Consider the following 3354-nt stretch of genomic DNA (forward strand, 5'->3'; position numbering starts at 1 on the left):
AGACGGGCACGGCGGAGCGAGTCGTCAGAAAAAAACAACCATCCGGGCCCCGGGCATCTCCCGAAGCTGCCCCTATTTCCCTCCTACTCGGGTAAGCTGCCTGGTGGCGGAGGAGCCGACCGCGCGACGCGGACTGCGCAACGTGGACAACGTCTACCTGTTGCTGGACCGGCTGGTCGAGCGCGGTCTGGTCTGGTGGGGCGTCTCCCTGCCGATGAGCGGCGCGGCGGAGGGCCGACTTCGCGAGGTGATCGCGGGGGTCGGGGAGGCGGACCTGCGACGGGCGGTCGAGGCGGACTTCGCCCGGCTGTGCGCGGCGCGGGACGAGGTCGCGGCGGCGGCCGGCGACCCGGACCGGCTGCACCCGGCACTGCGGGCCCTGCACGCCGACTTCACCGAGCTGACCGGCCAGTCCGCCACGCACCGGCCGGGGGAGACGTACGCCGGCCGGGCCGTCTGCTACGAGGACACCGTCCGGGACCTCGACGTGACACTGGGGGCGGCGGTGCTGGACACCGTGGCCGCGCCGCTCGACGTGCTGCTGCGGGCGGCCCGCTGGTTGACCGTGGCGATCGCCGAGGCGTACGGAGTGGCGTTCCGGGGACTCTACGAGGAATTGGCCGCCGAGGCGGGCGACCGCGAGGTGAACTTCGCCGACTTCTGGTACCTGGCCCAGGGGCCGCTCTTCGGCACCGGGGAGCGGCCGATCGACGCGGTCTCGGCCGAGCTCGCGACGCGGTTCGCCCGGTTGACCGGGCTGGACGACGACCCGGCCGGGGACAGCCGGCTGGTGCAACTGTCCGCCGCCGACCTGGCCGCCCGGGTCGACGACCTCTTCCCGGCCGACCGTCCCGGCTGGTCGGCGGGCCGGATCCACAGCCCGGACCTGCAGATCTGCGCCGCCGGCGTCGAGGAGATCGACCGGGGTGCGGCGACCGTCGTGCTCGGCGAGCTGCACACCGCGTGGGCCACCCTGGACAACTCCGTGTTCGCCTCCGGTCACGACGCGCCCGAACGGCTGGCGGACTGGCTCGCCACGGACCTCGGCCCCGGCCGGGTACGGCTGCTCTTCCCGCCGTCGATGCCCCGGCACACCGCCCGGGTGACCTTCGCCCTGCAGCACCGGACGGACGTCCAACTCGCCTTCGTGCCGGCACCCGGCGCCGATCCGCGATGCGTGCCGATCACCGCCCTGCGGGTGCGCGCGAGCGGCGCGGAGCTGGTGGTCGACGGGGCCGGGCACGGGCCGTGGCCGCTGCTGGAGGTGTTCAGCGAGCTGCTGTCGATGCACGCGGCCGACGGCTTCAAGCTCGCCACCGCCCGGCCGCACACCCCCCGGATCGTGATCGACCGGCTGGTCGCCGTCCGCGAGACCTGGCGGACGAACATCGACGAGTCCGGCTTGGCCGGCGCCACCGGAAGCCTCGGTCGGTACCTCGCCGTACGGCGCTGGCGTCGGTCGTTGGGACTGCCGGAACGGGTCTACGTGAAGCTCTCCACCGAGACGAAGCCGTGCTACGTCGACCTGTCCAGCCCGATGTTCGCGTCGTCCCTCTGCGCGATGGTCCGGGCGGCGCGGCAGCAGGCCGGCGGTGCGGCGGCCATCTTGGTCAGCGAGGCGCTGCCCGGCCCGGAGCAGGCCTGGGTCCCCGACGGTCAGGGCCGCCGGTACCAGTCGGAACTGCGCATCCAGGTGGTCGATCCGGCGCTGCCCGCGACGATGGAGGTAACCCGATGACCGGGCCCGAGGCGCTCACCGCCACCCGCGGCGGGCCGGACGCGGGCGGTCGGGACGGCGCGGCGCCGTACGCCGTGGGGCCGGACCTGGAGTACCCGGAAGCCACCCTGGCCGACCTCATCCTCGCCGCCGCCGCCCGCCGCGGCCCGGCGGTCGCCGTACGGCAGTGGCACGAGGTGCTCAGCTACACCGAGCTGGTCGACCGGGCCGCGGCCCTGGCGGCCACCCTGCGCGGTCAGGGCGTCGGCCCGGAGACCCGGGTCGGCATCTGCGCCGGGCGGCGGCCGGAGCTGCTCGTCGCGGTGCTCGGCGTGCTGCTGGCCGGCGGGTGCTACGTGCCGCTGGACCGCGCCCACCCGCGACGGCGGATCCGGGAGATCGCCCGGGACGCGGGGCTGTCGACCGCGGTGGTCGACAAGGCCGGCCGCGAGGCGCTGGCGGACCTGGACCTGCGGCTGGTGGACATCCCCGCCGAGCCGGCCGGTACGCGGCCGGCCGCCGTGGCCTGCCCGGCCCGGCCGGACAACGCCGCGTACGTGCTCTACACCTCCGGGTCGACCGGTCGGCCGAAGGGTGTCGTGGTCAGCCACCGCAGCGTCGTCGCGCACGTGACGGCGTTCGGGGCGTACAGCGGCGCGGACGAGAGCTGCCGGGCCTTCGGCTTCGCCCCGCTCGGCTTCGACGCGTCGGTGCAGGACCTGTTCATCCCGCTGGTCGCCGGCGGTGAGATCGCCTTGGTGCCGGACGCGGACCGGTCGACCCGGTCCGGCTGCAGCGGTTCGCCGAGGCGCACCGGGTGACCTGGGGGTGCCTACCGGCCGCGCTGCTGCCGCTGCTGGATCCCGACCGGCTGCCGCACTGGCGTACGGTCTTCACCGGGATCGAGGCGCCCGCCCCCGAACAGGTCGAGCGCTGGACCGGGTCGGCGGATCGCCCGACCCGCTGGTTCTCCAACGGCTACGGCCCCACCGAGGCCACGGTCTGCGTCACCGGCTATCTGGCGAGCGGGCCCTGGGATGGGCCGGTACCGATGGGCCGGCCGTTGGCCAACCACCGGATCCACCTGGTCGACGACGATGGCGAACCGGTGCCACCCGGTACTCCCGGCGAGGTGCTGATCGGCGGTGTCGGCCTGGCCCGCGGCTATCTCGGTCGGCCGGCCCTGACCGCCGAGCGGTTCGTTCCCGACCCGTTCTCCGGCGAGCCGGGCGCGCGGTTGTACCGCACCGGCGACCGCGCCGTCTGGCTGCCCGACCGGCAACTGCTCTTCCTCGGCCGGGTCGACCGACAGGTCAAGGTCCGCGGCCAGCGGGTGGAACTCGGCGAGGTGGAGGCGGTGCTGGGCGACCATCCGCTCGTCCGGCAGGCCGCGGTCGTACCGGTCGACGGTCCGGCCGGCACCGAACTGGTCGCCGTCGTGACGCCGGCGCAGTCGCCGCCGGACGCCGAGCTGGTCGAGTTCCTCCGGCAGCGGGTGCCGGACGTGATGGTGCCCCGGCGGCTGCTCCGGCTGGACGAGCTCCCGCTCACCCCGTCCGGCAAGCGCGACCGGCGCGGCTCGCCGAGCTGGCCGTGGCCGGGTTCGCCGCGCCCGGCCCGTCCGACGGGAACGGCGG

3 protein-coding genes are annotated in these 3354 nt (G+C 75.1%); all 3 read left to right on the forward strand.

Annotated features, from left to right (window positions below; translation table 11 throughout):
* Window positions 1-103 precede the first annotated feature (103 nt).
* Window positions 104-1738, forward strand: a complete 1635-nt coding sequence (locus JNW87_RS36525; RefSeq protein WP_238455283.1) for a lantibiotic dehydratase — start codon at window positions 104-106, stop codon at window positions 1736-1738.
* Window positions 1735-2538: an AMP-binding protein gene (locus JNW87_RS40095; protein WP_255544783.1), complete on the forward strand. Its 804-nt coding sequence runs from the start codon at window positions 1735-1737 to the stop codon at window positions 2536-2538. Before JNW87_RS36525 ends, JNW87_RS40095 begins: the two co-directional genes overlap by 4 nt.
* Window positions 2535-3354 (forward strand): AMP-binding protein (locus JNW87_RS40100; protein WP_309234151.1); only part of this gene is annotated, 820 nt, incomplete at its 3' end. The genes JNW87_RS40095 and JNW87_RS40100, both read left to right, overlap by 4 nt.

The organism is Micromonospora sp. ATA51 (assembly GCF_016802855.1).
In the GTDB taxonomy this organism is placed as follows: domain Bacteria; phylum Actinomycetota; class Actinomycetes; order Mycobacteriales; family Micromonosporaceae; genus Micromonospora; species Micromonospora sicca.

Bases quoted from the DNA above. Each gene is read 5' to 3' on its own strand.
- JNW87_RS40095 (WP_255544783.1), top strand. From the start codon at position 1,735: ATGACCGGGCCCGAGGCGCTCACCGCCACCCGCGGCGGGCCGGACGCG.